Raw genomic sequence first — 25007 nt, 5'->3', positions numbered from 1 at the left:
CGCGGTCGCTTCGATGCGTTTGGCGCTAATCAACGCCTGACCGCGCTGGCGCCTGCACCCCGGGCTCCCGCTCGCAGCCTACCGATTTCGCCCGGCAGCGTTGGCCTTCAACCATCGCAACCAATCCGGTCTACAATGCGGCCCATGAACGTGTTCGCGGCCAGTTTCCACGGGTTGTCCATCTCCGAGCGTATCCAGCTCGTCGAAGATCTCTGGGACAGCATCGCGTCGGAGGCGCCTGGCGCGCTGGGTCTCACACCCGCACAAGGAGCTGAGATCCAACGTCGTCTGGCTGCCCACGATACCGACCCGAGTACGGCGGTCGATTGGGACGCCGTGCGCTCCGAGCTGCAGCGGCGCGACCAGTAATGCGCGTCGTATTTCGGCCCGAAGCACGGTTGGAGGTGCTTGAGGCCAAGGCATGGTATGAGGCGCGCGTTCCAGGTCTTGGGATGGAATTTGCACGCGCACTTGAAGTTGCTGTTCATTCCGCGAATCGTTCGCCCGAGGCATTCTCCGTCATCAAAGACGATTGTCGCCGGGTGTTGATGCGCCGGTTTCCCTACTCCGTTATCTATCGTTCACGCCAGGGCGAGTTGCTCGTTGTTGCGGTCTTCCACCACCGCCGCGAGCCGGATTCCTGGCGGGGCCGTTCGGGCCGATGACCACATGGCGCAAGATCGCTCGCGCGTAACGTTGTTGTCGCCGCTGCAACCGCCGCGATCGGAGAGCTGATCTGCAAATCGTCGAAAGCAATCTGTTTGGACTGCGCGCGGCCTGCTACCGGCTGCGGCATGAGCGCGCTGCGGTGGAGTTCGTGGTCTGCCCGATGATCCACATCGGCACCCAGGCGTACTACGACTCCGTGCGCGTGATCCTGGAAGGCTGCGACGAGGTCATCTTCGAGGGTGTGCGTTCGTTCCGGGCCCGTCTCATCACCGCGTCCTACCGTTGGCTGACGTACCGGCGCAGGTTGGCGCTGGTGACCCAGAATCAGGCGCTGTGCATGAAACAGTTGTCGGCGCGGCTGGTGCACGCCGATGTCTCGGGCAGCGAGTTCGACGACGACTGGCGCCAGATCGCCTGGCATCACCGCCTCGCCATCTTCATCGCCGCGCCCGCGCTTGGGCTGTGGCTGTATCTGACGGCGACGCGCGCCTCGATCGGCAAGCGACGTGGTGTCGATGACTTGCGCAGTCGCAGCGACATCCTGCGCGACGACTTGGTTCCCGGCTTCGACGCCGCAATCCTGGACCGTCGCGACCAGCGACTGATTGCGGCGATCGAGGCCGCGCGCGCGCGCGCCGAACCCGGGCACAAGGTGGCGATCGTCTACGGCGCCGCGCACATGCGCACCGTGCTTGAACACCTGATGACCCGCCACGACTATCGCATTGCCGACTCGCAGTGGCTGACGGTGATGGACTACGACACCTGATTGCGCCGGGGCGCCTGGGTCGATGGCTCAAGTAATCTCGCGAGTCGCGCCCGATCGACACTGGCCTCAGTCCGCGACGAGCGCCGGTGGGTGATACACCGGTGCGAAGCCGCCACCGGGGGTGCGGAAGTTGGTGGTCTGGCCCTGGTAGAGGCGGGCGGCGACGAGTTGCACGGCGCCGTCGTAGACGTAATTGCGCAGGTCGAGCTTGAGCGGTTGGTCGGGGGCGAGGTGGCGTTCGCTCGGCGGCACGACGGCCTGCGCGACGTAGTCGGCTTCGAGGATTTCGGCGAACACCTTGCGCGTCAGCTTGTCGCCGCGATACGCGCCGCGGCTGCCGAAGCCGCCGGCGGGCTTGAAGAACCAGTGCTTGCGATCCGCCCACAGCGCATCTGCATCTTCGCCGAATACGCGCCGGGTGCGCGGGACGCCGCGCAGCAGCGTGTCGATGGTTGCGGCGTCGAGGCCGGCTGCGCGCAGCCAGTCGGAATCGCCGAGCAGTACCAGGTTGTGCTTGTTCGCATACAGCGCGTGCGCCTCGGGATGCGGGGTGAACACGGCGGCGTCGCTGCGGTAGGCCGCGGCCAGGTGCGCGTGCGCGGGGTCTTCGAAGTAGAAATCGGTGAGGCGGTTGTAGACCAGATCCACGGGCACGCCTTCGCATTCGAGGCGGCCGTCGCGCAGCAGCAACTCGCTCGGATCGACGATCACGGCACGGATGCCATCGCGCTCGAACAACCGCTGCGCCAGCAGGAACTCGGGGTACAGGTATTGCGCTGCGGGTGCGGTATCGACGATGGCGATGCGCCGGAGCGGCGCGTCGCCGCGGGCGATCCGCCACTCGTTGCGGAACATCGCGCACACGTTCGCATCGAGATCGCCGCCGGCGCCGCTGCGCGTCAGCAATTGCGTCACCGCGACGCAGCAGGCGCGTTGCGCGCTGGCGATGGCGGCATTGAGAAAGGCGCCGCCGGCGTTGCTGTTGATTTCGATCAGCTGCGGACCATTCGCGCCGATGTGGAAGTCGTAGCCCATGAACGCGCCGCGCGCGGCCTGGGGCACGCGCGCGATTGCCGGCGCATCGGCGAGCACCGCCTCGCGCCACGCCGCAGTCGCGACCACGCGCTCGACCGCGGCGATGATGTGCCGCATCGCCTCGGTATGCGCCGGCGCGACGAACACCGGCAGCGGCGAGAACAGGTGCGGATGCGTCTGCACGAACGGCTCACGCAACCCGCGCGCGCCGAGCTCGTGTTCCAGCTGCGCGCGCAGCGCATCGACATCGGTGCCGATGCACTGGCAGTCGCGATTCAGTCGATCGGCGGCGGGAATGCCCGTGGGGCTCATCGGAAACCTGCAGTGTCGGGACCGACATGGAGCCCGCGGGCGTGGGTTCAAGTCAAGGCGTGGAAAGGCCGAGGTCAGGGCTGCATCCACCGGCGGTCTGCTGGTCTGCGTTCGAAGGTGCTTGCGCAAGCTCGACGCTTCAGTGCCTGAACTGCTCAAATTTCCCGGGCGCTTCGCTGCGTCACCGACTGGACCGCAGCAAGGGCACCCGTTTCAGCAGCGTCAATGTTCGCCAGATCCATTCCAGCGGCCCGTGGTGGAATCGGCGGAGCCACAGACGGCTGCAGATCGTTTGCGATACGAAAATGATCAGCGCGAGTGCGTAGCAGTGCCGCAACGGCAGGCTGCCGGCGAGCCCGAGGCCCCACCAGTGGAAGACCGCCGCCGCAGCGATGCTGTGGAAAATGTAATTGCTGAGCGCCATCTTGCCGACTGGCGCGAGCCAGCGCAGCGCTCCCTGGCTGCCGGCATGCGGGCAGCCGAGCACGATCAGCGCGACGTAGGCCGCCGCGAGCGGATAGACCGCGAACAGATACAGGACCTGTTCGAAGACGTCGGACTCGAGCCGGCGAATCACGCCATAGGTTTCCGCGACTCGCAGCAGGCTCGCGGCCATGCCGATCAGTCCGCCCCAGACCAGCAGGTGTCGCAAGTAGGTCCGATCTTCTCGAAGCCGGTTCAGGAAATCGCTGCGACCGCAATGGAGCCCGAGCAGAAAGAGGCCGAAGATCTTCAGCGCGCGGCCATTGGTGAAATTGGTCATCGCGTGTTCGGCAATTTTTCCGAGGTTGTAGTCGCGAAACACGGCCCAGTCGCCCTTTGCAAGAACAACCAGCGACAAGGGCTTGTCGGTCGGGCGCGCCATCACGTCGGACATCTCCATCCATTCGGCATCGCGCAGGACCGCCAACAGCACCGGCGCCAACAGTGACAGCAGCGCCACGGTCAGCAGCGTGCGGTTGGTGGCGTGGCGAAACAGCAACAGGAATGCGCCGATCAAGGCATAGAAGCGCAGGATGTCGCCCCACCACAGGAAATACGCATGGGCCCAGCCGATCAGGAACAACACCAACAGCCGGCGGCCATAGCGAGCGGTGAAGCCGGCCTCCTGATGCGCCTCGGCGCGCTGCATCTGGACGGCAACGCCGAGCCCGAACAGGAACGAGAAGATCGAGTAGGACTTGCCGTGGACGAAGAGCCGCGTGAAGAGCAGAAAGAACTGATCGAGCGGATGCGCATGCAACGCCGCACGCACGGCAGCAGGCGCCAGCAGGTAGCCGCTCAACCACAGGATGTTGGCGAGCAAGATCCCGCCCAGCGCAAATCCGCGCAGGACATCGAGAACTTCAATGCGCTGATCCGAAGGGCTCGAGGTCACGGTCATGCTCCTTGCCGCAAGTCTGCATGAAGTGGCAGCACCAGATCGCGCCCGGGTTCGGTTGCCGATTCGGTTTCGGCGAGGCCGCCGCCGCGGATTCAGTTGCTCGGCGGCGGCACTGCCAGTGGGACTCACCAGAAACCTATGCTATCAACGCCGCCATGGAGCCAGGCGAGGCGCAATCGAGGGATGGGCGTGAGGGCTGGCGGCGCTGGCTGGGGCTGGCGTTGCTCGGGCTGGCGCTGATCGGGTTGTGGCAGGTGCCGTGGTTGGGTTGGCTGGTGTATCCGTTCCGCCTGTTCGGCACCTTCGTGCATGAGTTGAGCCATGGCCTGGCGGCGATCGCGACCGGGGGCGATTTCGTGCGCTTTGCGGTTTCGCCCGACCTGTCCGGCGTGGCGCATTCGGCGGGTGGCATTCGCATCGTGGTCGCCAGTGCCGGCTACGTCGGCAGCGCCATTTTCGGCGGCCTGCTGCTCGCCGCACATGCGCGGCTGCTGTCGGCGCGAACCTTGCTGTTCGTGCTTGGCGTCGGCTTCGCGCTGCTGTGCCTGCTGTTCGTGCGCAACCTCTTCGGCATTGCCGGTGCGCTCGCGATCACGGCGGCCTTGTTCGCCGCTGCGCTGCGCTTGCCCGCGGGCTGGCGCGACACGCTGATCGACGTGCTCGCGCTGCAGCTGATCCTCGACGGCTACAACAGCCTGTTCACCGTGTTCACGCTGGCGCGCAACGGTGCTACCGAGACCGACGCGCACACCATGGAGACACTGACATTGTTGCCCGCGACCTGGTGGGCGGTGATCTGGATGCTGGTCTCGACTGCGGTGTTGTTCGCCGTCTTGCGACTTGCGCTGCGGCCGAGGCGGGTGCTGGTTGCGACGCTGCTGGTCGCGATCGCGTTGATGCCGATCGCGGCCGTGCACGCGGCGACGCCGTTGACCGGAATCCGCAGCCTCGCGGCGGCCGAGGGCTTGCCGCAGCGCACCGTGTTCGCGCTCGCCGAAGATGCCCGCGGCTATGTCTATGCCGGCACCCAGGACGGCCTGTCGCGCTGGGACGGACGCTCCTTCACTGCGGTGGAATTTCCCGGTGGAGCGCGTGACTGGGTGGTGCGTGTGCTGCGCGACGGCGACGGCCTGTGGGCGGGCACGCCGCGCAGCGGGCTGTATCGCGTCGAGAACGACATCGCGCAGGAGTGGCACGATGCCGAGGGCGGACGTCTGCTCAACATCCAGGCGCTCGCCGCCTCGGTTCATGGCGGCGTCTGGGTGGCGGCGCAGCGCGGGCTGTATCGCTGCGGCGTCGAGCCGGGTTGTCGGCTGCAACCGCGAAACGGTTCGTCGCCGATCGGCGCGCTGCTGGAGTCCATGCAGGATCCTGCGGTGCTGTGGGTCGGTGCCGCCTCGCTCGAACGCCACGCGCTCGCCGCCGATGGCAGCCTGCGCCCGGAAGCAGTGGCGGACACGATCATCGGCTGGCCGGGGGCGCAGGTGCAGGCGCTGGCCGAGGATGCCGCGGGAGCGCTGTGGGTTGGCAGCGACCTCGCGATCTCGCGCCACCATCGCGGCCAGTGGCGCGAGTGGCGGGCGGAAGGCGTGGAGACGCCGAGCGACGTGCGCGCGCTGGTGCCAGCGCCCGGCGGCGGCGTGCATGCGGCACTCTGGGGCGTGGGCCTGGCCACCGTCGATGGCAACGATGTGCTGAGCGTTCACGGCGTGGCCGCGGGACTGCCCGAACCGTACCTGCAGGCGCTGCTGCTGCGCGGCGACGACGCACAAGCACAGCTCTGGCTCGGCAGCGGCGCGACCGGCGTGTTGCGGCTGGAACCAGGTCGCTGGCGCAGCTTCGACGAACACGATGGTCTGCCCTCGCGCGTGGTCATCGGCGTTGGCCAGGCGCGCATGGATGACGGCGTCGAGGCGCAATGGGTGGGCACGATCGGTGGCGCGGTGCGGCGCGTGGCGGAAGGTTGGCAGCCCTTGCTGCCCGAGCGCTACCGCGATCGCGCCGTGTACGACGTGCTGACTGATCCAGGCGGGCGCGTCTGGTATGCGACCCACCTCGGCGTGCTGATGCAGGAGGGCGAGCGCTGGCAGGCGTTCGGTTTCGGCAGTGCGCAAGCCGCCGTATTGACCAGCCATCTGGCCTGGATCGATGGCGCGCTGTGGGTCGGCAGCGAGCGCGGTGTCGCGCGCATTGTCGGAACGGCGCTGCAGCCGATGTTCACGGCGATGCAGCCGATGGCGCAGCCGGGCGTGCGCGTGCTCGCTGCGGTCGATGTGCCGGGTCGCGGCCGGCAGTTGCTGCTCGGCAGTTCCGATGGACTGGCACGGGTGGTCGATGGGCGCATCGACGCATTGCCCGCGGCATGCTCGTCCGCGGGAATGGTCTATGACATCGAGGTGATGGCGGAAGCCGAGGTCTGGATCGCGACCCGCTCCGGCGTGGTGCGCCTGCAATGGCGCGATGGCGCGGCGGTGTGCACGCCGGTGCCCGAGCCTGGCGGCGCAGCACGCACCGTCTACGAGATCGCCAGCGATCGCCGCGGACGCATCTACCTGTTCGGTTACGACGGCGTGCGTCGCTTTGCCTCGCGCGCTGCGGACGCGGACGGCTACGAACGCTTTGGTGTCGAGGACGGTCTGCCCTCGCCCGAGTTCAATCGCGACGCATGGCTGGCCGACGATGGCAGGTTGTGGGCGGCGAATGCCGATGGGCTGGTGGTGTTCGATCCGGAGACCGATTTGCTGGTACCCGGCGCGGCGCCGCTGCGCATCGGTGCTCGGCACGGCACCCAGCCTCTGGTCGCGGATGCACTGCTGCCGAGCGAACACGAGGAACTGGTGTTCGCGCCGCGACTGCTGTCGTTCAGTCATGAACATCGCATCCGCTATCGCACACGCATGCTCGGGCAGGACCGGGTGGTCACGGCGTGGAGCGCAGATGGCGATCGTCGCTACGCGCACCTGGCCCCGGGCGCTTATCAGTTCGAGGTCGAGGCGCGCGATGCCGCCGGCAACGGCCATGGCCCGGTGACGATCGCGTTCCGCGTCGCCGCGCCGTGGTGGCAGCACCCGCTGGCGCTGTTTTCCGCGGCGCTGGCGCTGGTCGGACTTGGCCTGCTGTTCGGGCGAATGCGCGCACGTGCCTTGCGCGCGCGCGCCGCCGCGCTCGAAGCGCTGGTCGGCGAGCGCACGCAAGACCTGGAGCTGGCGTCGAATCGCGATCCGCTCACTGCTGCGTGGAATCGCCGCTACTTCCATGCCCGCATCGGCGGCTGGCTGCGCGACAGCGAGGCCGGCGGCGGTCTGCTGGTGCTGCTGATCGACATCGATCACTTCAAGCGCATCAACGACACCCATGGTCATGCCGCGGGCGACGCCGTGCTGGTCGCGGTCGCCGCCTGCCTGCGCGGCGTCGATGGCGATTCGCCGCTGATCCGCTGGGGCGGCGAGGAGTTCGTGCTGGTGCTGCGGCGCGAGCGCGGGCGCGACGACGACGCCCGCGTCGCGGCGGTGCTGCGTGCCGTGGCGGCGCTCGCGGTGGACGTCGACGGGCAGTCGATCGCGGTGCGCTGCTCGATCGGCTGCACCGTGTGCCGTCCGCCTGCGCTCGACATCGACGCGCACATCGACCGCGTCATGCACCGCGCCGATGCCGCGCTTTACGAAGCCAAGCGCCAGGGCCGCCATCGCGCCTATGCCGCCGAGCCGGCGAACGACGGCGGCGTGTCGCTGCGCCGAGTCGCGAAGGGGGATGGGGAGTCTGGCGCCTGACCGTTCAACGAGAGCGCCGCGAGCAGCGTCGCGCTGGACCTCGTTCTACTGCTTGCAGGTCACGACCCGAAGACCCAGGTGTTCCTCGAAGGGGTCGAAGTCGCGGTCGTTGTGCAGCAGTTCCAGGTTGCTGACGATGCAGCGCGTCGCGATGAACGTGTCGATGGTCTTGCGTACCGTCACACCCTTCGCGCGCAGTCGCCGGAAGTTCTTCGCCGCCTCGATGGCGACGTCACTGCCACCAAGCACGACGAGTTCGAGCGTGCCGAGCAGTCGCCTTGCCTCATTGAACTCGCGGTCGCTGCCGGTGCCTTGCAACACCTCGGCGAGGATGAGATCACCCATCGCCAGTGGCTCGCTCGCCAGCAGGGAATCGAGCTTGTCCGTTTGCGGAGTTTGCCTGCCGCGGAAGAAGTCGATCCAGACGCTTGAGTCAACCAGGATCACTTGTCCCGCCTCATCGTGTCGAGGTCGCCTTGCCAGTTCAACTTGCCTCGCAGGCGGCGGATTTCTGCCTGCTTGCGAAGGCGAAGCAAGGTCTGCAAGCCCAGCTCGACCGCCTCGCGTTTGGTCCTCAAGCCGGTCGCCCGCAGCGTTTCGGCCATCAGCTTGTCGTCGATGACGATGTTCGTGCGCATAGGTGTACGCCTCTTCTGGTTCGTACACATTCTAGGAACGCCGACGACCCGCCACAAGCATAGGAACCCGAGATCGCGCCATCGGTGAATGTGCCGCCTTGCGGATTGTCTGGCCGAGGGTCCGCGCCGCCTACCCCTCGAACCCGTCCGCAAACAACATCGGGCCGGCGCCGCGTTCGAGCGCGCCGCGATCGACGCCGGCGCCGAAGGGGCGCTCGTAGCTGCGGAAGTCGAGTGCGGGAATCAGCCCGCCGACGGGCAGGCCGGAGTCGAGTGCGGGGCTTGCCGGCAGCGGCATGGCGTCGAAGCTGTCGCCGCTTTGATTGGCGAGCTGCGGCGAGGCGCACAGGTCGTTGCCGGCGAGCGGGCAGGGGTTTTCCTTGACGTTGTGGATCACGCCGTAGTCCTGGTTGAGCGGATTGCCCGGGCAGCCGTTGTTGTAGGCGAAGCAGGTCAGCTCGAACGATTGCAGGAAATCGGTGTCGCCGACGAAGACGTTGTTGCGGCTGACGATCGACTCGCTGCCGTTGCAGCCGGAGTTGTCGATGCCGATGATGCAGTCGCCCTCGCTGTACAGGGTGGAGTTGATCAGCTGGACCTGGGTGCCGGCATTGAGGTCGAGGTTCAGCGTTGAGCCGAGCGCACGGCAGTGGTCGACCTGATACGTGAACGGTTGGCCGGCGAAGTAGCCGCAGTTGCCAACCAGGATGCTGTTCTCGATCAACGTGTGGCCGCGGGTCTTGATCTGGTTGCCGGCGTTGCCGCGCGCCTCGACCCGGCGCAGTTCGATTTGCGCGCTCGGCTGGTCCAGATAGAGCAGGTCGAGGCCATCGGAGGTGTTGTAGTTGAAGCGCGAATCGGAGATCAGCCAGTGGCCGCCGCCGGCGCCGAGCCCGACACCATCGCCGTAGCCGCCGGCTTCCTGTGCCCAGCAGCCGCCGGTAACCAGCCCGGGCCAGGTCTGCGCGCAGCCATTCCATTCCACGATCCAGTGCGAAAAGCGCAGGGTGCCGGTATTGCCGTCGAAGTCGGGGATGTCGCCATCCCAACCCACCCAACCGTTGTGGCTGATGCGCACGCGCTCGACGCTCAGGTCGGCCAGGCGCCCGGCAAGCACGCCGCGCACTGCGAGGCCGTGGATGTCGAGGTCGCGCAAGCTGATGTCGGTGGCGTCCCAGGCGACCAGGCCGGTATCCGCCCAGGGACCGTAGGGCGGCGTGTCGCGTTCGCAGGCGAGCCCGCCGGAGTGGAACTCGATGCAGCCGGAGTGATCGGTCAGTTCCAGGCACGCGACATCGACATGGCTGGCGTTGCGCAGGTCGAGCAGGTGGGTGGCTCGCTCGCTGCCCCAGAACTGCGGCGGCGCGGCGCAACCGCCATCATGGCCGACGCCGAGCAGGCGCGTGCGCAGCAATGCCGAGGGACCGGCCGGCAGCGCCGGCATCACGCAGTCCCAGCGGCCGCCGCTGTCGCAGTCGACCGAGTTCGGCGCGCCGTAGCCGAGCAGGTACTGGCCGGGGCCGATCAACAGTGTGTCGCCGCCGCTGATGCGCAGCGCCTGCACGCCGCCCGGTGGCAGCGCCCAGAACGGATGGTTCCAGGCGCAGGCCTGGTTGCTGCCGCTGCCGGGATAGGCGGCATTGGCGAGCCCGGTGCACTGGCCGGCGCTGCCGCCGTCGGTGCGCACATAGTAGGTGGCGGCTTCGCTCGTGCTCGCCACGAGTAAAACAACGCAAGTCATTGCCGGGATTGCCGCGCGCATCGCAGTGCTCCTCGCCGCAGCCGGAACGGCGCTGGTGCGAGACTACGCCTGCGCTCGACGCTTGCAAGCGGATGCCGGCGCAGATCCGGAGCAAAGTGCTGGAGCTTGGTGATGCAGCGCATGGGCGAAAATCCGCAACCAAGTTGCGGATTTTCAAGTTTGCGAGCGATCGTCGCCCACGCCGCCGCATTGGACCAAGGTACAGGTGCGCGCTGAACGCGCAGTTTCTACATTGGCGGCCATGATCGGTGCATGTCGTGCCGGGGGAGAATCTACATGCTGCTGCAGAATCGTTCACCGCTGGCCCTGGCGATCGCGCTGTCCTTGTGCGCGGCCTTGCCGGTCGTTGCCGAGGATGACAAGACCGACGCCGCGAAGGCCGAGTCGGAGAAAGCCGCGACCATGGACACCATCACCGTCACCGCGCGCCGCCGCGAGGAGACGCTGCAGGAAGTCCCGGTCGCGGTGACCGCATTCACCGAGGCCGCGCTCGAACGCATGAACGTGCAGGACATGGGCGATCTGGACGCGCAGGTGCCAAACCTCACGGTCTATGCCGCACGCGGTTCCAACTCGACGGTGACCGCCTACATCCGCGGCGTCGGCCAGTCCGATCCGCTGTGGGGCGTCGATCCCGGCGTCGGAGTCTATCTCGACGACGTCTATCTGGCGCGGCCGCAAGGCGCGCTGCTCGACGTCATCGACATCGATCGCGTCGAAGTGCTGCGCGGCCCCCAGGGCACGCTGTATGGCAAGAACACCATCGGCGGTGCGATCAAGTACGTGACCAAGCCGCTGCTGCCCGAGTTCTCGTCGAGCACCACCGTCGCGGTGGGCACGCACTCGCAGCTCGACCTCAAGACCAGCCTGAACCTGCCGCTCGGCTCCGACGCGGTGGTTGGGCGCGTCTCGCTGGCCTCGCTCAATCGCGATGGCTTCGGTGAGAACCAGCGGACTGGCGAACAGGTCAGCGACAAGGAAATCCTGGTTGCGCGCGGCACGCTCGGCTTCTATCCGAGCGATGCGGTCAGCGTGGTGCTCTCCGCCGACTGGCTCGATGACCAGGGCGGTGTGCGCGGCGCGCGGCGCCTGAATGCGTTCAATGCCGCCGACCCGGCCCACACGCCAGCGCTGGACGACCGCTACGACGTGCTGAACGGCATGCTCAACATCAACGACACCGGCATGAACGGCGCCTCGGCGACGATCAACTGGAACCTCTCCGATGCGTGGTGGTTCAAGTCGGTCACGGCGTATCGCGAGTCCGACACCGACACCTACATCGACTTCGACACGCTGCCCAACAAGATCGCCGACGTGCGCGCGATCTACGCCGACGACCAGCTCAGCCAGGAGTTCCAGTTCAACTACGGCGGCGACGACTGGCAGGGCGTGTTCGGTCTGTACTGGTTCCAGGGCCAGGCCGGCGGCACCGTGTTCAACAACTTCTTCAACGCCATCTTCGGCACCACCAACGGCACCGTCGATACCGAAGCGCTGGCGGTCTACGGCGAGGGCACCTTCCCGATTTCCGACACCTTCTCGATCACCGCCGGCCTGCGCTACACCGACGAGAGCAAGGAAGCCGACGTGCTCAACCAGGGCTACGCCAACGCCAGCTACAGCACGCCGATCTCGACCGCCGCCGACTTCCACGACACGGTCGACTTCAAGAACGTGTCGCCGAAGATTTCGCTCGACTGGCAGATCGATGACGACACCCTGATCTACGGCCTGGTCAGCCGCGGCTTCAAGAGCGGCGGCTTCAACATCCGCGCCAACACCGCGGCGGTGCCGGCTTCGGCGCGTCCATTCGACGACGAGTCGGTGACCAGCTTCGAGATCGGCAGCAAGCAGTCCTTCAACGACAGCAGCGTGTTCCTCAACGCTTCGCTGTTTCACAACCAGTACAAGGACATCCAGCTGTCGGTGTTCAGCGCTTACGACTCCAACGGTGACGGCACCGATGATGCCTTCTTCGGCGACTTCACCAACGCCGGCAAGGCCACCGTACAGGGCCTGGAGCTGGAGCTGCAGTGGCTGGCCACCGAGCGCCTGAGCATCAGCGGCAACGCCGCCTGGCTCGACGCCGAGTACGACGAGTTCGTCACCCGCGGTGTGGATGTTTCGGACGCGCAGATCATGACCAATGCGCCCAAACTCTCGGGTGCACTCACGCTTGGCTACACCTGGCCGGTGTTCGGCGGCGAGCTCGCGGCACGCGTCACCGGCAGCTATCAGGACAAGGTCTATCCGACCACTGACCTGAGCGAAGTCATCGCCCAGCCCGGCTACAGCCTGTGGGGTGCCGGCCTGGTCTGGCGAGACGACGGTCCGTGGGCGTTCTCGCTGCAGGGTTCGAATCTGGGCGACAAGGAATACCGCACCACCGGCTACAACATCCCGGTGCTCGGCGTGCTCACTGGGTTCTACGGTTCGCCGCGCCAGATCACCTTGGCGGCGACCTACAGCTTCGACTGATCGCGAAAGCGTCCGATTGAAATCGGACCCACAAGAGCTTGAAAGCGTCCGATTGAAATCGGACCCACAAGAGCTTGAAAGCGCCCGATTGAAATCGGACCCACAAGAGCTTGAAAGCGTCCGATTGAAATCGGACCCACGAGAGCCAGGCAGCGGCGGGCTTTGCTAGGCTGCGACGATGTTGAACGCCTCCACCGTCGTCATCGCCGGCCTGGTCTGGTTGTTGCTGCTGTTCGGCGTGGCGCTCTACGGCGAGCGCCGCGGTGAGCGCTTCACTCGTGCCTGGCCGTGGATCCACGCGTTGTCACTGGCGGTGTACTGCACGGCGTGGACGTTCTACGGCACTGTCACCCAGGCGGCGCGCTGGAACACGCCGATCCCGCCCACGTTCATCGGCACGTTCCTGCTGTTCCTGTTCGCGATGCCGTTCCTGCGTCGGCTTGCAGCACTGGCCGAGGCGCAGAACTCGGCGTCGCTCGCCGACCTGATCGCCTCTCGCTTCGGCAAGGACCCGCGCCTCGCGGCGCTGATCACTGCGGTCGCGGTGCTCGGCATGGTGCCCTACGTCGCGTTGCAGCTGAAGGCGGTGGCCATGAGTTACGCCATGCTCACCGGCGGCGCCGCGCAGGTGCCGGCGTGGCAGGACGCGGCGTTCTGGATCGCGTTGGTGATGGCTTTGTTCGCCATGCTGTTCGGTACCCGCCGCGCTGCTGCCACCGAACACAATCGCGGCCTGGTGCTGGCGGTCGCGTTCGAGTCGCTGATCAAGCTGGCGGCAATGCTCGCAGTCGGCGCCTACGCCATGTTCGGTGCGCACGGCGGCCTCGGTGATCTGTCGCAGCAGCTGCAAGCGCAGCCGGGGTTCCGGCCCGACAGCGGTTTCTTCGCGCTGGTCGTGCTCGGCGCGCTGGCGATGTTCACGCTGCCGCATCAGTTTCACCTAGGCATCGTCGAGCTTCGCGATCGCGCGCATCTGGCCACCGCGCGCTGGTTGTTTCCGCTGTACCTGCTGCTGATCGCGGCGCCGATCTTGCCGCTGGCCTGGGTCGGTGCAGCCGCGTTCGGCGAGCGCGTGCCCTCCGATCTGTACGTGCTGGCGTTGCCGCTGTCGCAGGGCCACGATGCGCTCGCGTTGCTGACCTTCCTCGGCGGCGTGTCGGCCGCCACCGGAATGGTCATCGTGGTCGCGCTGACCTTGTCGATCATGATCGCCAACCACTGGATCGCGCCGCGCGTGGTGCGCAGCGCCACCGCGGCATCGGGCGATCTGCGCGAAGCGGTGCTGCGTCATCGCCGTTACGCGATCGCGCTGGTGGTGCTGCTGGCCTGGGCCTACAGCCGGGCCATGGTCGCGAGCGAGGTGCTGGCCGACATCGGCGCCTTGTCGTTCTCGGCGCTGGCGCTGCTGGCACCGCCGATCGTGGCGGCGGTGTACCGGCCGCAGCTGCCGGCGCGTGCGGTGTCCGGCGGCTTGCTGGTCGGCATCGGGCTATGGTTCTGGATCATCCTGCTGCCGCTTGCGGCTGAACTCGCCGGCCATCGCGTGCCGCATTTTCCGGGCGCGCTGGACCTGCTCGCGCCGGCCAATTTCGCCGGACTCGGCGGCATCGACCGGCTCGCGCGCGGCACCTGCGTCAGCCTGGCGGCAACCACGCTGGCGATGCTGCTGCTGGCACGACGTGCGCCGGTCTCCGCCACGGTCGATGCCGGTCGCATCGAGAGTGCGGTGCTGCGCGGGCTGGCCTCGCGCTTTCTGCCGGAGCGCCAGAGCGCGGCGCTGTTCGACGGCGCCGAGATGCATGCCGGTGCCGAGCGCATCGCACGTGTCGAGCGCGAGTTGGCGCCGGTGATCGGCGCCGCTAGTGCACGTCTGCTGGTGGATGCCGCGCGCCGCACCCCGGCGGTGGCACTGGAGCGGGTCGCCGAATTCGTCGGCGAGGCGACGCAGACGCTGCGCTTCAACCAGCAAATCCTCGAAGCCGCGCTCGAGAACATGAGCCAGGGCATCAGCGTGGTCGATGCCGAGCTGCGTCTGGTGGCGTGGAATCGGCGCTATGCCGAGCGCTTCGACTATCCGCCGCAGCTGCTGCGCGTGGGTACGCCGGTGGCCGAGCTGCTGCGCTTCAACCTGGCGCGTGGCCTCGGTGGCAGCCGCGCCGGCACAGCGGATCTGGAGCGGCGTCTGCAGCTCATGCGCGCCGGCACGCCCTACGTCAGCGAACGGCGATTTGCGGATGGTGCGGTGGTCGAAATCCGCGGCAATCCGATGCCGGGCGGTGGTTTCGTTGCCACCTTCACCGACGTCACCGCCTATCGCGCCAAGGAAGCCGAGCTCAAGCACGCCGCAGAGACGCTGGAACAGCGCGTCGACGAACGCACTGCGGCGCTGGCGTTGGCGAGTGCCGGGGCCGAGCGCGCCAATCAGGCAAAGACGCGCTTCCTCGCGGCGGTCAGCCACGACCTGCTGCAACCGATCCACGCCGCGCACCTGTTCACACACGCGCTGGCGCAGTCGCTGCGCCATGGCGAATACCAGGAGGGCGTGCAGCAGATCGACGGCGCGCTGACTTCGGCCGAGTCGCTGCTCGCCGGCCTGCTCGATATTTCGCGTCTCGACGCCGGCGGCATGACGCCGAGCGTGCGCGCGTTTGCGCTTGATGAAGTGCTGCAGCACCTGGCCAGCGAGTTCCGCGTGCTGGCAGCGGAGCGCGGGCTGGCGCTGCATTGCGTCGCCACCCGCGCCTGGGTCGAAAGCGACCCGCAACTGCTGCGCCGCGTGTTGCAGAACTTCCTCTCGAACGCGGTGCGCTACACCCAGCGCGGGCGCGTGCTGCTCGGTTGCCGACGCCACGGTCCGCTGTTGTCGATCGAGGTGCACGACAGCGGCCCCGGGATTCCCGAAGCGGAGCGCGTCGTCATCTTCGAGGAGTTCCGGCGCCTCGATCGCGGCAGCCAGGGACTTGGGCTCGGCCTCGCCATCGCCGATCGCATCACGCGCCTGCTCGGGCATCGCCTGCGCCTGCACTCGACGCTTGGACGCGGCACCATGTTCGCGGTCGAGGTGCCGCTGGCAGCGCCGCGCGTCGAACCGGAGCCTCATGCCGCGGCCGCCACCGAGCACGCGCCGCGCGCCTGCGTGCTGGTGGTCGATAACGACGCCGCGGTGCTGCGCGCGATGCAGGCACTGCTCGAAGGTTGGCACTGCGAGGTGTTGGCCACGCACGCCGGCGACGCGGCGCAGGCCAGGGCGGCGTTGCGGCGTCCCGATCTGCTGTTGCTCGACTACCACCTCGACGGCGGCCACGACGGCCTCGAACTGTGCGCGCAACTGCGCGAGCAGATCGGTGACGTGCCGACCATCGTCATCACCGCCGATCATTCCGACGCCGTACGCGAAGCCGTGCTCGCCGCCGGCTGTCAGTTGCTGCACAAGCCAGTCAAGCCACTCGCGCTGAAGTCGCTGATGAACCGGTTGCTGGCGGGGAGAGCGTCTGGCTGGTTTTCAACGGCGTAGCCGGTCAGCCAGACCCACGAGAGCAGAGCGGACCCCGGCCTCCTGTGGGTCCGGCTGACCGGCTACGCCGTTGAAAACCAGCCGGACGCTCTCGCACTGGACTGAAGCCAACAGCGTCTGGCTGAAGCCAGACCCACAAGAGCAGCGCGCCGTCCGGCCTTCTGTGGGTCCGGCTGACCGGCTACGCCGTTGAAAACCAGCCGAACGCTCTTCGCTCTGTGGGTTCGGCTTCAGCTGAACGCTGCTGCCAGTCAGTCGCTTTCCTCCTCATCCGCCACCACCCGCGCCGGGTCGCCGAGTTCGAGCGAGCGCAGCATGACCGAGGCCTGGGTGCGGTTGCGCACGCCGAGCTTCTGGAAGATCAGCGACAGGTGCGCCTTGATGGTGCGTTCCTGGATGCCGAGGCGGTCGGCGATCTGCTTGTTCAACTGGCCATCGGCGACCAGCCCGAGCACGCGCAGTTGCTGCGGCGTCAGCGAGGCCAGTCGCGCGGCGATGCGTTCGTCTTCGCTGCTGGTGCGCGTGGCGCCGATCGCGTTGCGCAGTTGTGCCGGCACGTATTCCTCGCAGTTGAGCACCGCGCGCAAGGCGCTGCCGAGTTCTTCCAGCGACGCGCCCTTGGGGATGTAGCCGGCGGCGCCGAAGGCAAGCGCGCGACGGATCACGCGCGGATCTTCGTTCGCCGAGATCATCGCCACTGCGACCGCGGGATGTTCGGCGCGCAGCGAGGCCAGGCCCATCAGTCCGTGGCTGTCCGGCAGGTGCAGATCCAGCAGCACCAGGTCGATGTCACGCCGCGCATCCAGTTGCGCTCGCGCTGCGGCCAGCGAATCGGCTTCGACCAGCACCGCGTCGGGTGCGATCGCGCGCAGCGCCTGGGTCAGTGCGAGGCGGAACAGCGGGTGATCGTCGGCGATGAGGATCTGGGTCATGGATTCAGCTTGCGGTCCAGCCGCCATCGACCGGAATGGCCGCGCCGTTGAGGTTATGCGCCTCGCGCCGGCACAGCCACAGCGCGAGCGCGGCGATCTCCTCGGGCAGGGTCATGCGCAGGCTCGGCTGCTTCTCCGCGAGCAGATCGCGGATGCCGGCATCGCGGTCGCCGCCGTGCTGCGCGGCGCGCGCCAGCACTTGCGGTTCGATCAATGCGGTCTCGACGAAGCCGGGGCAGATGCAGTTGATGGTGATGCCGCCGCTGGCGCGGTCGCCGCTGCTGGCGTATTCGAGCGCGGCCACCTTGGACAAGCCGACCACGCCGTGTTTCGCCGCAACATACGGCGCTTTGTGCACCGAGGCCACCAGGCCATGCACCGAGGCGATGTTGATGACGCGGCCGAAACCACGTGCGGCCATGCCGGGCAGGGCGTGGCGCAGGGTGTGGAAGACCGCGCTCAGGTTGATCGCAAGGATGCGGTCCCACTGCTGCGGCGGCATCTCGCCGATGCTGGCGGTGTGCTGGATGCCGGCGTTGTTGATCAGAATGTCGATGGGGCCGGCGGCCTGCATCAACGCGTCGATCGCGCTCGCATCGGCAAGATCGCCGGGCAGGAAGCGCACGGCCTCCGCACCGCTGGCGAGCACGCGCCGTTGCGCCGACTCGATTTCCTCGCTGCTGCCGAGACCGTGCACGATCACGCTGGCACCGGCGGCGCCGAGCGCTTGCGCGATGGCCAGGCCGATGCCGGAGGTGGAGCCGGTGACCAGGGCGTGGCGGCCAGCGAGGAAGCGGTCGGTCATGGTGGAGTCCGGCGACTGGATGTGCGATGCAGAGGCTAGCATTCGGCGTCGCCGCGATCGTCTGGACCAAAGTGCAGTGGCGGCTGCGGCGTGGCCTGATAGCGTGCCGGACGAGGAGAACGCCGATGCGCCTGATCACCCCCACCCTCCTGAGCTTGTTGACCGCCGCCTGCACGAACATGAACACGACCGAGCCAGCACCCGCCGATGCCTTCACCGCTACGCGCGTCACCGTCCATCGTGAGGGCGATGACTTGCTCAGCGGCGGCATGGGCCGCGGCCCGCTGCTGAATTCGGTGGCGCCGGCGCCGGCCGATGCCGCCCATCCGAGCGCGGCCGAATTGCGGCGGCGCGCGCTGCATGCGAACTGGCGCGGCATTGCCGATCTGTATGGAAGCGTGAGCGAAATCCCCGCCGTGCCGGGTCGAGAATTCCACGCCTTCGCGCGGCTGCCCGGCGCGCGCCATCCGCATCGGGTGATGGCGCAGGTGCCGGATGCCTTCGATGCAATGCAACGCTGCTTGATCGTGACCGCGTCATCGGGGTCACGCGGCATCTATGGCGCGATCGGTTCGGTCGCTGCCTACGGCCTGCCGCGCGGCTGCGCGGTGGTGCACACCGACAAGGGCGGCGGCAGCGGCTTCTTCGACATCGCCAGCGGCGAAGGCGTGCAGGGCGACGGTACGCGCGCGCCGCGCGGCATCGAACTCGAGTTCGACCCGGGCACTGCAGCAGTCGCCAACGAAACCCGCGTCGCGCTCAAGCATGCGCACTCCGGCGACCACCCGGAGGCCGACTGGGGGCGGCACGTGTTGCAGGCCGCGCGCTTCGGCTTGCAGGTACTTGACGAATCCTTTCCGGGGCAGGCGCCGTTCACCGCCGCGAACACGCGCATCCTCGCCTTCGGTCTGTCGAATGGCGGCGGTGCGGTGCTGCGCGCCGCCGAACTCGACGACCAAGGCCTGCTCGATGGCGTCGTCGCCGCCGCGCCCAACGTCAGCGTCGAAGGTGCCCGGCACCTGTTCGACTACGCCACCGAAGCCGCGCTGCTGCAGCCTTGCGCCTTGCTCGCGCTGCCCGACGCGCCTGCGTTCCTGCCCGACGCCGCCTGGCGCGCCGTTGCGGGCGCACGCTGCGCCAGCCTGCGCGCGGCGGGGTTGATCGAGGGCGACGATGCCGCAGCGCAGTCGGCATCGGCACTGGCGCAGCTGCGTGCCAGCGGATGGCGCGATGAGTCGCTGCGGCTTGCCGGTCTGCAAGTGGGCTTCGATCTGTGGCGCGCGGTCGCAGCGCTGTATGCGCAGAGCTACGCGCGTGCCACGTCGGACGCTGCGGTCTGCGGCTATGGCTTTGCCCAGCGCGACGGCGCCGGCCCGCCGCGTGCGGCCTCTGCCGCCGAGCGCGCGCTGTGGTGGTCGGACGCATCCGGCATCGCACCGACCGCGGGCGTCGCCCTGGTCGACGGATTGGCGACCGATCCCGCTGATCCAGCGCTCACCGGCCTGCGCTGCCTGCGCGCGCTGCTCGACGGCGAAGATGTGTTGGCGCGCCAGGTGCAGGCATCGATCGCCGCCACGCGCGGCAACGGCAAGCCGCGGGTGCCGACCGTGATCGTGCACGGCGACCGCGACAGCATCATCCCGATCGAGTTCAGTTCGCGGCCTTACCTGGCCGCAGCGCGGGCGAACGGTGCGCGCATTGCACTGTGGGAGGTCGCCAACGCCCAGCACTTCGACGCCTTCGTCGCGCTGCCGCAATTGCATGGTACGCCACCCCTGTTGCCCCATGCCCACGCGGCGATGGACGCGCTGATGCTGCATCTCGATGGCGCAAGCCCGCCTCTGGACCGTGTGCTCCGCTAGCGCCGGAGCGGGGTGCGCACGCGCGCCCTGATCTGGATCAAGCGAACGCGAAAGTGGAGGGTCGCGGCACAGAGTTTTGCGCTTCGCTGGAACGCGCCGAGGGACTACGCTCGCGCCGATTCAACGGGGAGGATGCGGCGATGCGGCATGGTCTCTGGATGGGCTTCTTGGTCCTGGGTTTGGCGTTCGCGGCATGCGCAGATGCGGCTACCTGCACCTGGGGTGGCAGCAGCGGCAACTGGTCGGCGGGAGCGAACTGGAGTGGCTGCGGCGGTGCCGCGCCGGGTGCGGCCGACACCGCCGTGGTCAACAGCGGTACGCCACAGGTAGACGCGCCGTCCACGGTGGCCGGACTGACGATCACCGGCGGCGGCCTCGGTGGCGCCCAGAATCTGAACGTGAGCACGGCTTTCGTCTGGTCGGCCGGCTCGCTCTCCGGGCCCGATCTCTCGGCCGAACTGATCCTGGATGCGGGCTGCACCAGTACCTTCGGACCCAGCGGCAGCGGGCGCAGCATCAGCAACCGGACGCTGCGCAATCGCGGAACGTTCAATCGCGCCGACTCGACCGGAACGATCACGCTGTCGAATGCCGCCGAGATCATCAACGAAGGCGTGTGGAACGGCGGTGCAAGCAACTGGATCGCAACTGGCTCGGGCGCCGGCATCAAGCGCTTCACCAATGCCGTGGGCGCGCAATACAACCACGCCAGCGGCAATTCCTACCTGGCCGTCGAGGTGATCAACAACGGCACACTGGCGGTCGCTGGCGGGATCTTGCAGTTGGGTGGCGGCGGCACGCTCGCTGGTGCGCAGACGTTGTCGGCAGGTGGGACGCTGGAGGTGCAGAACGCCGCAATCAACGTCTCCAGCGGTGCCACCTTCATCGGCGCCGGGGCGTTGCGCATCATCGGCGGCGCGCTGACGTTCAATGGCCCGGTGTCGGTGCCGAATCTCGCGATCGGCGGCGGCGTGGTCAACGGCAGCGGCACGCCGACCATCACCGGCGGGTTGAACTGGTATGCGAGCGCGATCGTGCAGGGCAGCGGCCTCGCCGACCAGATGATCCTCGACACCGGCTCGGTGAACAGCTTCAGCGTGCCGATCAATTCGCCATGGCTGCAGAACCGCACGCTGATCAATCGCGGAACGTTCAATCGCGCCGACTCGACCGGAACGATCACGCTGTCGAATGCCGCCGAGATCATCAACGAAGGCGTGTGGAACGGCGGTGCAAGCAACTGGATCGCAACTGGCTCGGGCGCCGGCATCAAGCGCTTCACCAATGCCGTGGGCGCGCAATACAACCACGCCAGCGGCAATTCCTACCTGGCCGTCGAGGTGATCAACAACGGCACACTGGCGGTCGCTGGCGGGATCTTGCAGTTGGGTGGCGGCGGCACGCTCGCTGGTGCGCAGACGTTGTCGGCAGGTGGGACGCTGGAGGTGCAGAACGCCGCAATCAACGTCTCCAGCGGTGCCACCTTCACCGGCGCCGGGGTGTTGCGCATCATCGGCGGCGCGCTGACGTTCAATGGCCCGGTGTCGGTACCGAATCTCGCGATCGGCGGCGGCGTGGTCAACGGCAGCGGCACGCCGACCATCACCGGCGGGTTGAACTGGTATGCGAGCGCGATCGTGCAGGGCAGCGGCCTCGCCGACCAGATGATCCTCGACACCGGCTCGGTGAACAGCTTCAGCGTGCCGATCAATTCGCCATGGCTGCAGAACCGCACGCTGATCAATCGCGGCACCATGACCCGCAGCAACAGCACCGCAACGCTCAGCCTTGCCAACGCTGCCGAGATCGTCAACGAGGGCATCTGGAACGGCGGATCAAACAACTGGATCGCGACGGGTTCGGGCACCGGCATCAAGCGCTTCACCAATGCCGTCGGCGCGCAATACCACCATGCCAGCGGCAATTCCTGGATCAACGTGGAGTTCGTCAACAACGGCACGCTGGCCGTTGCCGCGGGAATCCTGCAGCTCAGCGGCGGCGGCACGCTCGCTGGTGCGCAGACGTTGTCGGCCGGCGGGACGCTGGAGGTGCAGACCGCCACGATCAACGTCTCCAGCGGCGCCACCTTCACCGGCGCCGGGGTGTTGCGCATCATCGGCGGCGCGCTGACGTTCAATGGCCCGGTGTCGGTACCGAATCTCGCGATCGGCGGCGGCGTGGTCAACGGCAGCGGCACGCCGACCATCACCGGCGGGTTGAACTGGTATGCGAGCGCGATCGTGCAGGGCAGCGGCCTCGCCGACCAGATGATCCTCGACACCGGCTCGGTGAACAGCTTCAGCGTGTCGATCAATTCCCCATCGCTGCAGAACCGCACGCTGATCAATCGCGGCACCATGACCCGCAGCAACAGCACCGCAACGCTCAGTCTTGCCAACGCTGCCGAGATCGTCAACGAGGGCATCTGGAACGGCGGATCAAGCAACTGGATCGCAACTGGCTCGGGCGCCGGCATCAAGCGCTTCACCAATGCCGTGGGCGCGCAATACAACCACGCCAGCGGCAATTCCTACCTGGCCGTCGAGGTGATCAACAACGGCACACTGGCGGTCGCTGGCGGGATCTTGCAGTTGGGTGGCGGCGGCACGCTCGCTGGTGCGCAGACGTTGTCGGCCGGCGGGACGCTGGAGGTGCAGACCGCCGCGTTCAACGTCTCCAGCGGTGCCACCTTCACCGGCGCCGGGGTGTTGCGCATCATCGGCGGCGCGCTGACGTTCAATGGCCCGGTGTCGGTGCCGAATCTCGCGATCGGCGGCGGCGTGGTCAACGGCAGCGGCACGCCGACCATCACCGGCGGGTTGAACTGGTATGCGAGCGCGATCGTGCAGGGCAGCGGCCTCGCCGACCAGATGATCCTCGACACCGGCTCGGTGAACAGCTTCAGCGTGCCGATCAATTCGCCATGGCTGCAGAACCGCACGCTGATCAATCGCGGCACCATGAATCAGCAGTCGTCGACCGTGAGTCTGGTGTTCGCCGGCGCCGCGGAAATCGTGAACGAAGGCGTGTGGAACTTGGATTCGAATACGGCGCTCGTCGTCGGCGCCGGAGCCGGAAGCAAGCGCTTCCGCAACGAGGCCGGGGCAACCCTGAGCAAGGTTGGTGGCGGCACTGCGAGCATCGGGCCGGACCTGACCAATGCCGGCACCCTGCAGGTCACCGTCGACACCACCTTGAACGTGAACACCTTCACCCAGAGTGCCGGCACGACCACGCTCGCGAGCCTTGGCTTCCTGCAGCAGCTATCGACGCCGCTGGCGTTCCAGGGTGGCCACTTGCGTGGCGTCGGCACCGTTCAGGGGTCCGTGAACAACACCGGTGCCACCGTCGCGCCCGGCAGTTCGCCTGGCACGCTGACCATCACCGGCAGCTACACGCAGTCCGCGGCCGGCGCGCTGGAGATCGAACTCGCCGGCGCAGCGTCGGGGCAGTTCGACAAGCTCGCCGTCACCGGCGCGGCGAACCTGGGCGGGTCGGTGAGCTTCGTGCTGCTCGGAGGGTTCGTGCCGACGCCCGTGGACAGCTTCGCGTTCCTGACGGCGGCCAGCCGTTCCGGTTACTTCAGCGGCGTCAGCAACCCGGCAGCGGCCACGCATTTCATCGACTACGGCGCCACCGCGGCGACCTTGACCGCATCCGGAAGCAACGGCGCCGCACAGCCGACCGCCTGCTTCCTGTGGGTACACGAAGGCGGTCAGGTGGAGGTGCCGATTGAGCGCGTCGGCGGGTTCGACCAGGCTTCGGTCGACTGGACCACCGCCCCGGTCAATGCCACGCCGGTCGATGACTACCTCCCGGTCAGCGGCAGCGTGGTGTTTGCGCCGGGCAGCCTGGCGGCGCGCGCGGTGATCAGCATTCCCGACGATGGCCTGCCCGAGGTGCCCGAAGAGTTCGTGCTGCAACTCAGCGGCGGCAGCGCGGGCGTGAGCGTGTCGAGCCGCACCGTGGTGGTGCGCATTCTGGATGGCGAAGGCGTCTACCTCGACGGTTTCGAGGGCGGCTGCGCGCCTTGAAATTGCGGCGGGCGCCCCAAGTACGGGCGCCCAGTCCATCCTGCCGGCGAATCACTATGCCGATCTACGAATACGTCTGCGCCCATTGTGGCACCAAGAGCGACCACCTGATGCGCCTGTCCGACCCGGACCCGGGCGAGTGCCCGCAGTGCGGTCCGGCGACGATGACGCGCGCGCTCTCGGCGCCCTCGTTCCGGCTGGCGGGCAGCGGCTGGTACGAGACCGACTTCAAGAAAGAAGGCGACGCCAAACGCAATTTGGTCGAAAAGCCGAGCGGCGACAGCAAGCCCGCAGAGAACAAGCCGACCGAGAGCAAGCCAGCCGAGGGCGGCTGTGGCGGCGGTGGCTGCGGCGGAGCCTGTGCCGCGCCGGCTGCGGACGCCTGATTCCGGCCGATTAGCGCAAGAGCGCCGGCAGCGCGATCGCGAGCACCACCAGCAGCAACAGGCCGACCACCAGTCCGAGCGCGATCCAGTCCCCCAGCGTGCGCCGGTAGCGCACCTGTGGGGTCGCGTCGATCACGGCCTGGTACTCCGGAGCGAGCACGACGCGCCCCTGCTTGCCGAACATCAGGAACAGGATCCAGCCGTGGATCAGGGTGCCGACCGGGATCGCGAGCAGCCCGAGACCGGACAGGATGCCGCCGGGAATGCGCACCCAGGGCCGCAGTCGGCGGAAACCGATCGCCATTGTGAACGCCGCAGTGGCAAAGGCCAGGTACACCGCGCCGACGATGGCGAACTTGCCCGCATCGCCGCCGTGCGAGGCGTCGCCGAACATCAGTCCGAACATGCCGAGCGCAGCAACGGCCAGCAGCAATGCGCCGAGCAGGTACAGCGAGCCCACCGACTTCAGCTGCACCTCGTGGCGAATGTGCTGTTCGCGCAGCGCGACCAGGCCGGCATCACCCACCACCGGATCGGCAACCATGGCGGTCGGAGGCTGGTAGGGGTTCACATCCATGCGGGCGTTCTCCGGGCAAAGGGGCGCGAAGGGTAGCCGATGAGGGCTTGCGGTTTGCGGTCTCGGGGCCGCGTCCG

At 67.7% G+C, this 25007-nt stretch carries 17 protein-coding genes; 9 read left to right on the top strand and 8 right to left on the bottom strand.

All coding sequences use genetic code 11. The features are described from left to right. Positions 1-144: 144 nt before the first annotated feature. The 3 genes from IPG63_02190 (at position 145) to IPG63_02180 (ending at position 1438) form a co-directional block, all read left to right on the top strand. Positions 145-369: an addiction module protein gene (locus IPG63_02190; GenBank protein MBK6726062.1), complete on the top strand. Its 225-nt coding sequence runs from the start codon at positions 145-147 to the stop codon at positions 367-369. Beyond that, positions 369-665 carry a type II toxin-antitoxin system RelE/ParE family toxin gene (locus IPG63_02185; protein ID MBK6726061.1) on the top strand — a complete coding sequence of 99 codons (297 nt, stop codon included), beginning with the start codon at positions 369-371 and terminating at the stop codon, positions 663-665. Before IPG63_02190 ends, IPG63_02185 begins: the two co-directional genes overlap by 1 nt. A 143-nt stretch (positions 666-808) precedes the next feature. Further along, positions 809-1438, top strand: a complete 630-nt coding sequence (locus tag IPG63_02180) for a hypothetical protein (protein MBK6726060.1) — start codon at positions 809-811, stop codon at positions 1436-1438. 66 nt (positions 1439-1504) lie between these two features. Here IPG63_02180 and IPG63_02175 read toward each other — a convergent pair whose 3' ends face one another. Both IPG63_02175 and IPG63_02170 read right to left on the bottom strand, forming a co-directional pair. Next, entirely contained in the window at positions 1505-2785 is a 1281-nt protein-coding gene (locus IPG63_02175; GenBank protein ID MBK6726059.1) for a hypothetical protein, read from the bottom strand. 181 nt (positions 2786-2966) lie between these two features. After that, complete coding sequence (locus IPG63_02170) at positions 2967-4163, bottom strand: DUF418 domain-containing protein (protein ID MBK6726058.1); 1197 nt, start codon at positions 4161-4163, stop codon at positions 2967-2969. Between the two features lie 26 nt (positions 4164-4189). On the opposite strand from IPG63_02170, the gene IPG63_02165 reads away from it, so the two are divergent. Beyond that, entirely contained in the window at positions 4190-7939 is a 3750-nt protein-coding gene (locus IPG63_02165; GenBank protein ID MBK6726057.1) for a M50 family metallopeptidase, read from the top strand. Positions 7940-7984: 45 nt separating this feature from the next. On the opposite strand, the gene IPG63_02160 is transcribed toward IPG63_02165, so the two are convergent. From IPG63_02160 to IPG63_02150, 3 genes are all read right to left on the bottom strand, one after another. After that, a complete protein-coding gene (locus IPG63_02160; GenBank protein MBK6726056.1) occupies positions 7985-8386 on the bottom strand; it encodes a PIN domain nuclease in 402 nt (133 codons plus the stop codon). After that, positions 8383-8577 carry a type II toxin-antitoxin system VapB family antitoxin gene (locus IPG63_02155; GenBank protein MBK6726055.1) on the bottom strand — a complete coding sequence of 65 codons (195 nt, stop codon included), beginning with the start codon at positions 8575-8577 and terminating at the stop codon, positions 8383-8385. Before IPG63_02155 ends, IPG63_02160 begins: the two co-directional genes overlap by 4 nt. 130 nt (positions 8578-8707) lie before the next feature. Beyond that, complete coding sequence (locus tag IPG63_02150) at positions 8708-10339, bottom strand: hypothetical protein (GenBank protein MBK6726054.1); 1632 nt, start codon at positions 10337-10339, stop codon at positions 8708-8710. A gap of 276 nt (positions 10340-10615) precedes the next feature. On the opposite strand from IPG63_02150, the gene IPG63_02145 reads away from it, so the two are divergent. Both IPG63_02145 and IPG63_02140 read left to right on the top strand, forming a co-directional pair. Continuing rightward, the gene (locus tag IPG63_02145; protein MBK6726053.1) at positions 10616-12820 is read left to right on the top strand and encodes a TonB-dependent receptor; all 2205 of its coding nucleotides are present in this window, start codon (positions 10616-10618) and stop codon (positions 12818-12820) included. 178 nt (positions 12821-12998) lie between these two features. Beyond that, positions 12999-16334, top strand: a complete 3336-nt coding sequence (locus IPG63_02140; GenBank protein ID MBK6726052.1) for a PAS-domain containing protein — start codon at positions 12999-13001, stop codon at positions 16332-16334. A gap of 251 nt (positions 16335-16585) precedes the next feature. On the opposite strand, the gene IPG63_02135 is transcribed toward IPG63_02140, so the two are convergent. Beyond that, the gene (locus IPG63_02135) at positions 16586-17266 is read right to left on the bottom strand and encodes a response regulator transcription factor (protein ID MBK6726051.1); all 681 of its coding nucleotides are present in this window, start codon (positions 17264-17266) and stop codon (positions 16586-16588) included. Positions 17267-17270: 4 nt separating this feature from the next. After that, a complete protein-coding gene (locus tag IPG63_02130; protein ID MBK6726050.1) occupies positions 17271-18071 on the bottom strand; it encodes a 3-hydroxybutyrate dehydrogenase in 801 nt (266 codons plus the stop codon). Between the two features lie 125 nt (positions 18072-18196). Here IPG63_02130 and IPG63_02125 point away from each other — a divergent pair, with 125 nt between their 5' ends. From IPG63_02125 to IPG63_02115, 3 genes are all read left to right on the top strand, one after another. After that, positions 18197-19933: a hydrogenase gene (locus IPG63_02125; GenBank protein MBK6726049.1), complete on the top strand. Its 1737-nt coding sequence runs from the start codon at positions 18197-18199 to the stop codon at positions 19931-19933. A gap of 167 nt (positions 19934-20100) precedes the next feature. After that, the gene (locus IPG63_02120) at positions 20101-23967 is read left to right on the top strand and encodes a hypothetical protein (protein MBK6726048.1); all 3867 of its coding nucleotides are present in this window, start codon (positions 20101-20103) and stop codon (positions 23965-23967) included. Positions 23968-24023: 56 nt separating this feature from the next. After that, positions 24024-24353: a zinc ribbon domain-containing protein gene (locus tag IPG63_02115; GenBank protein ID MBK6726047.1), complete on the top strand. Its 330-nt coding sequence runs from the start codon at positions 24024-24026 to the stop codon at positions 24351-24353. Positions 24354-24363: 10 nt separating this feature from the next. Here IPG63_02115 and IPG63_02110 read toward each other — a convergent pair whose 3' ends face one another. Further along, on the bottom strand, positions 24364-24930 hold the full coding sequence (locus IPG63_02110; GenBank protein ID MBK6726046.1) for a hypothetical protein: 567 nt from the start codon (positions 24928-24930) through the stop codon (positions 24364-24366). Positions 24931-25007: the final 77 nt, after the last annotated feature.

The organism is Lysobacterales bacterium (assembly GCA_016703225.1).
Lineage (GTDB): Bacteria > Pseudomonadota > Gammaproteobacteria > Xanthomonadales > Ahniellaceae > JADKHK01.
The sequence above is the reverse complement of the archived record's forward strand: the minus strand, read 5'-3'. Positions and strand labels throughout refer to the sequence as shown.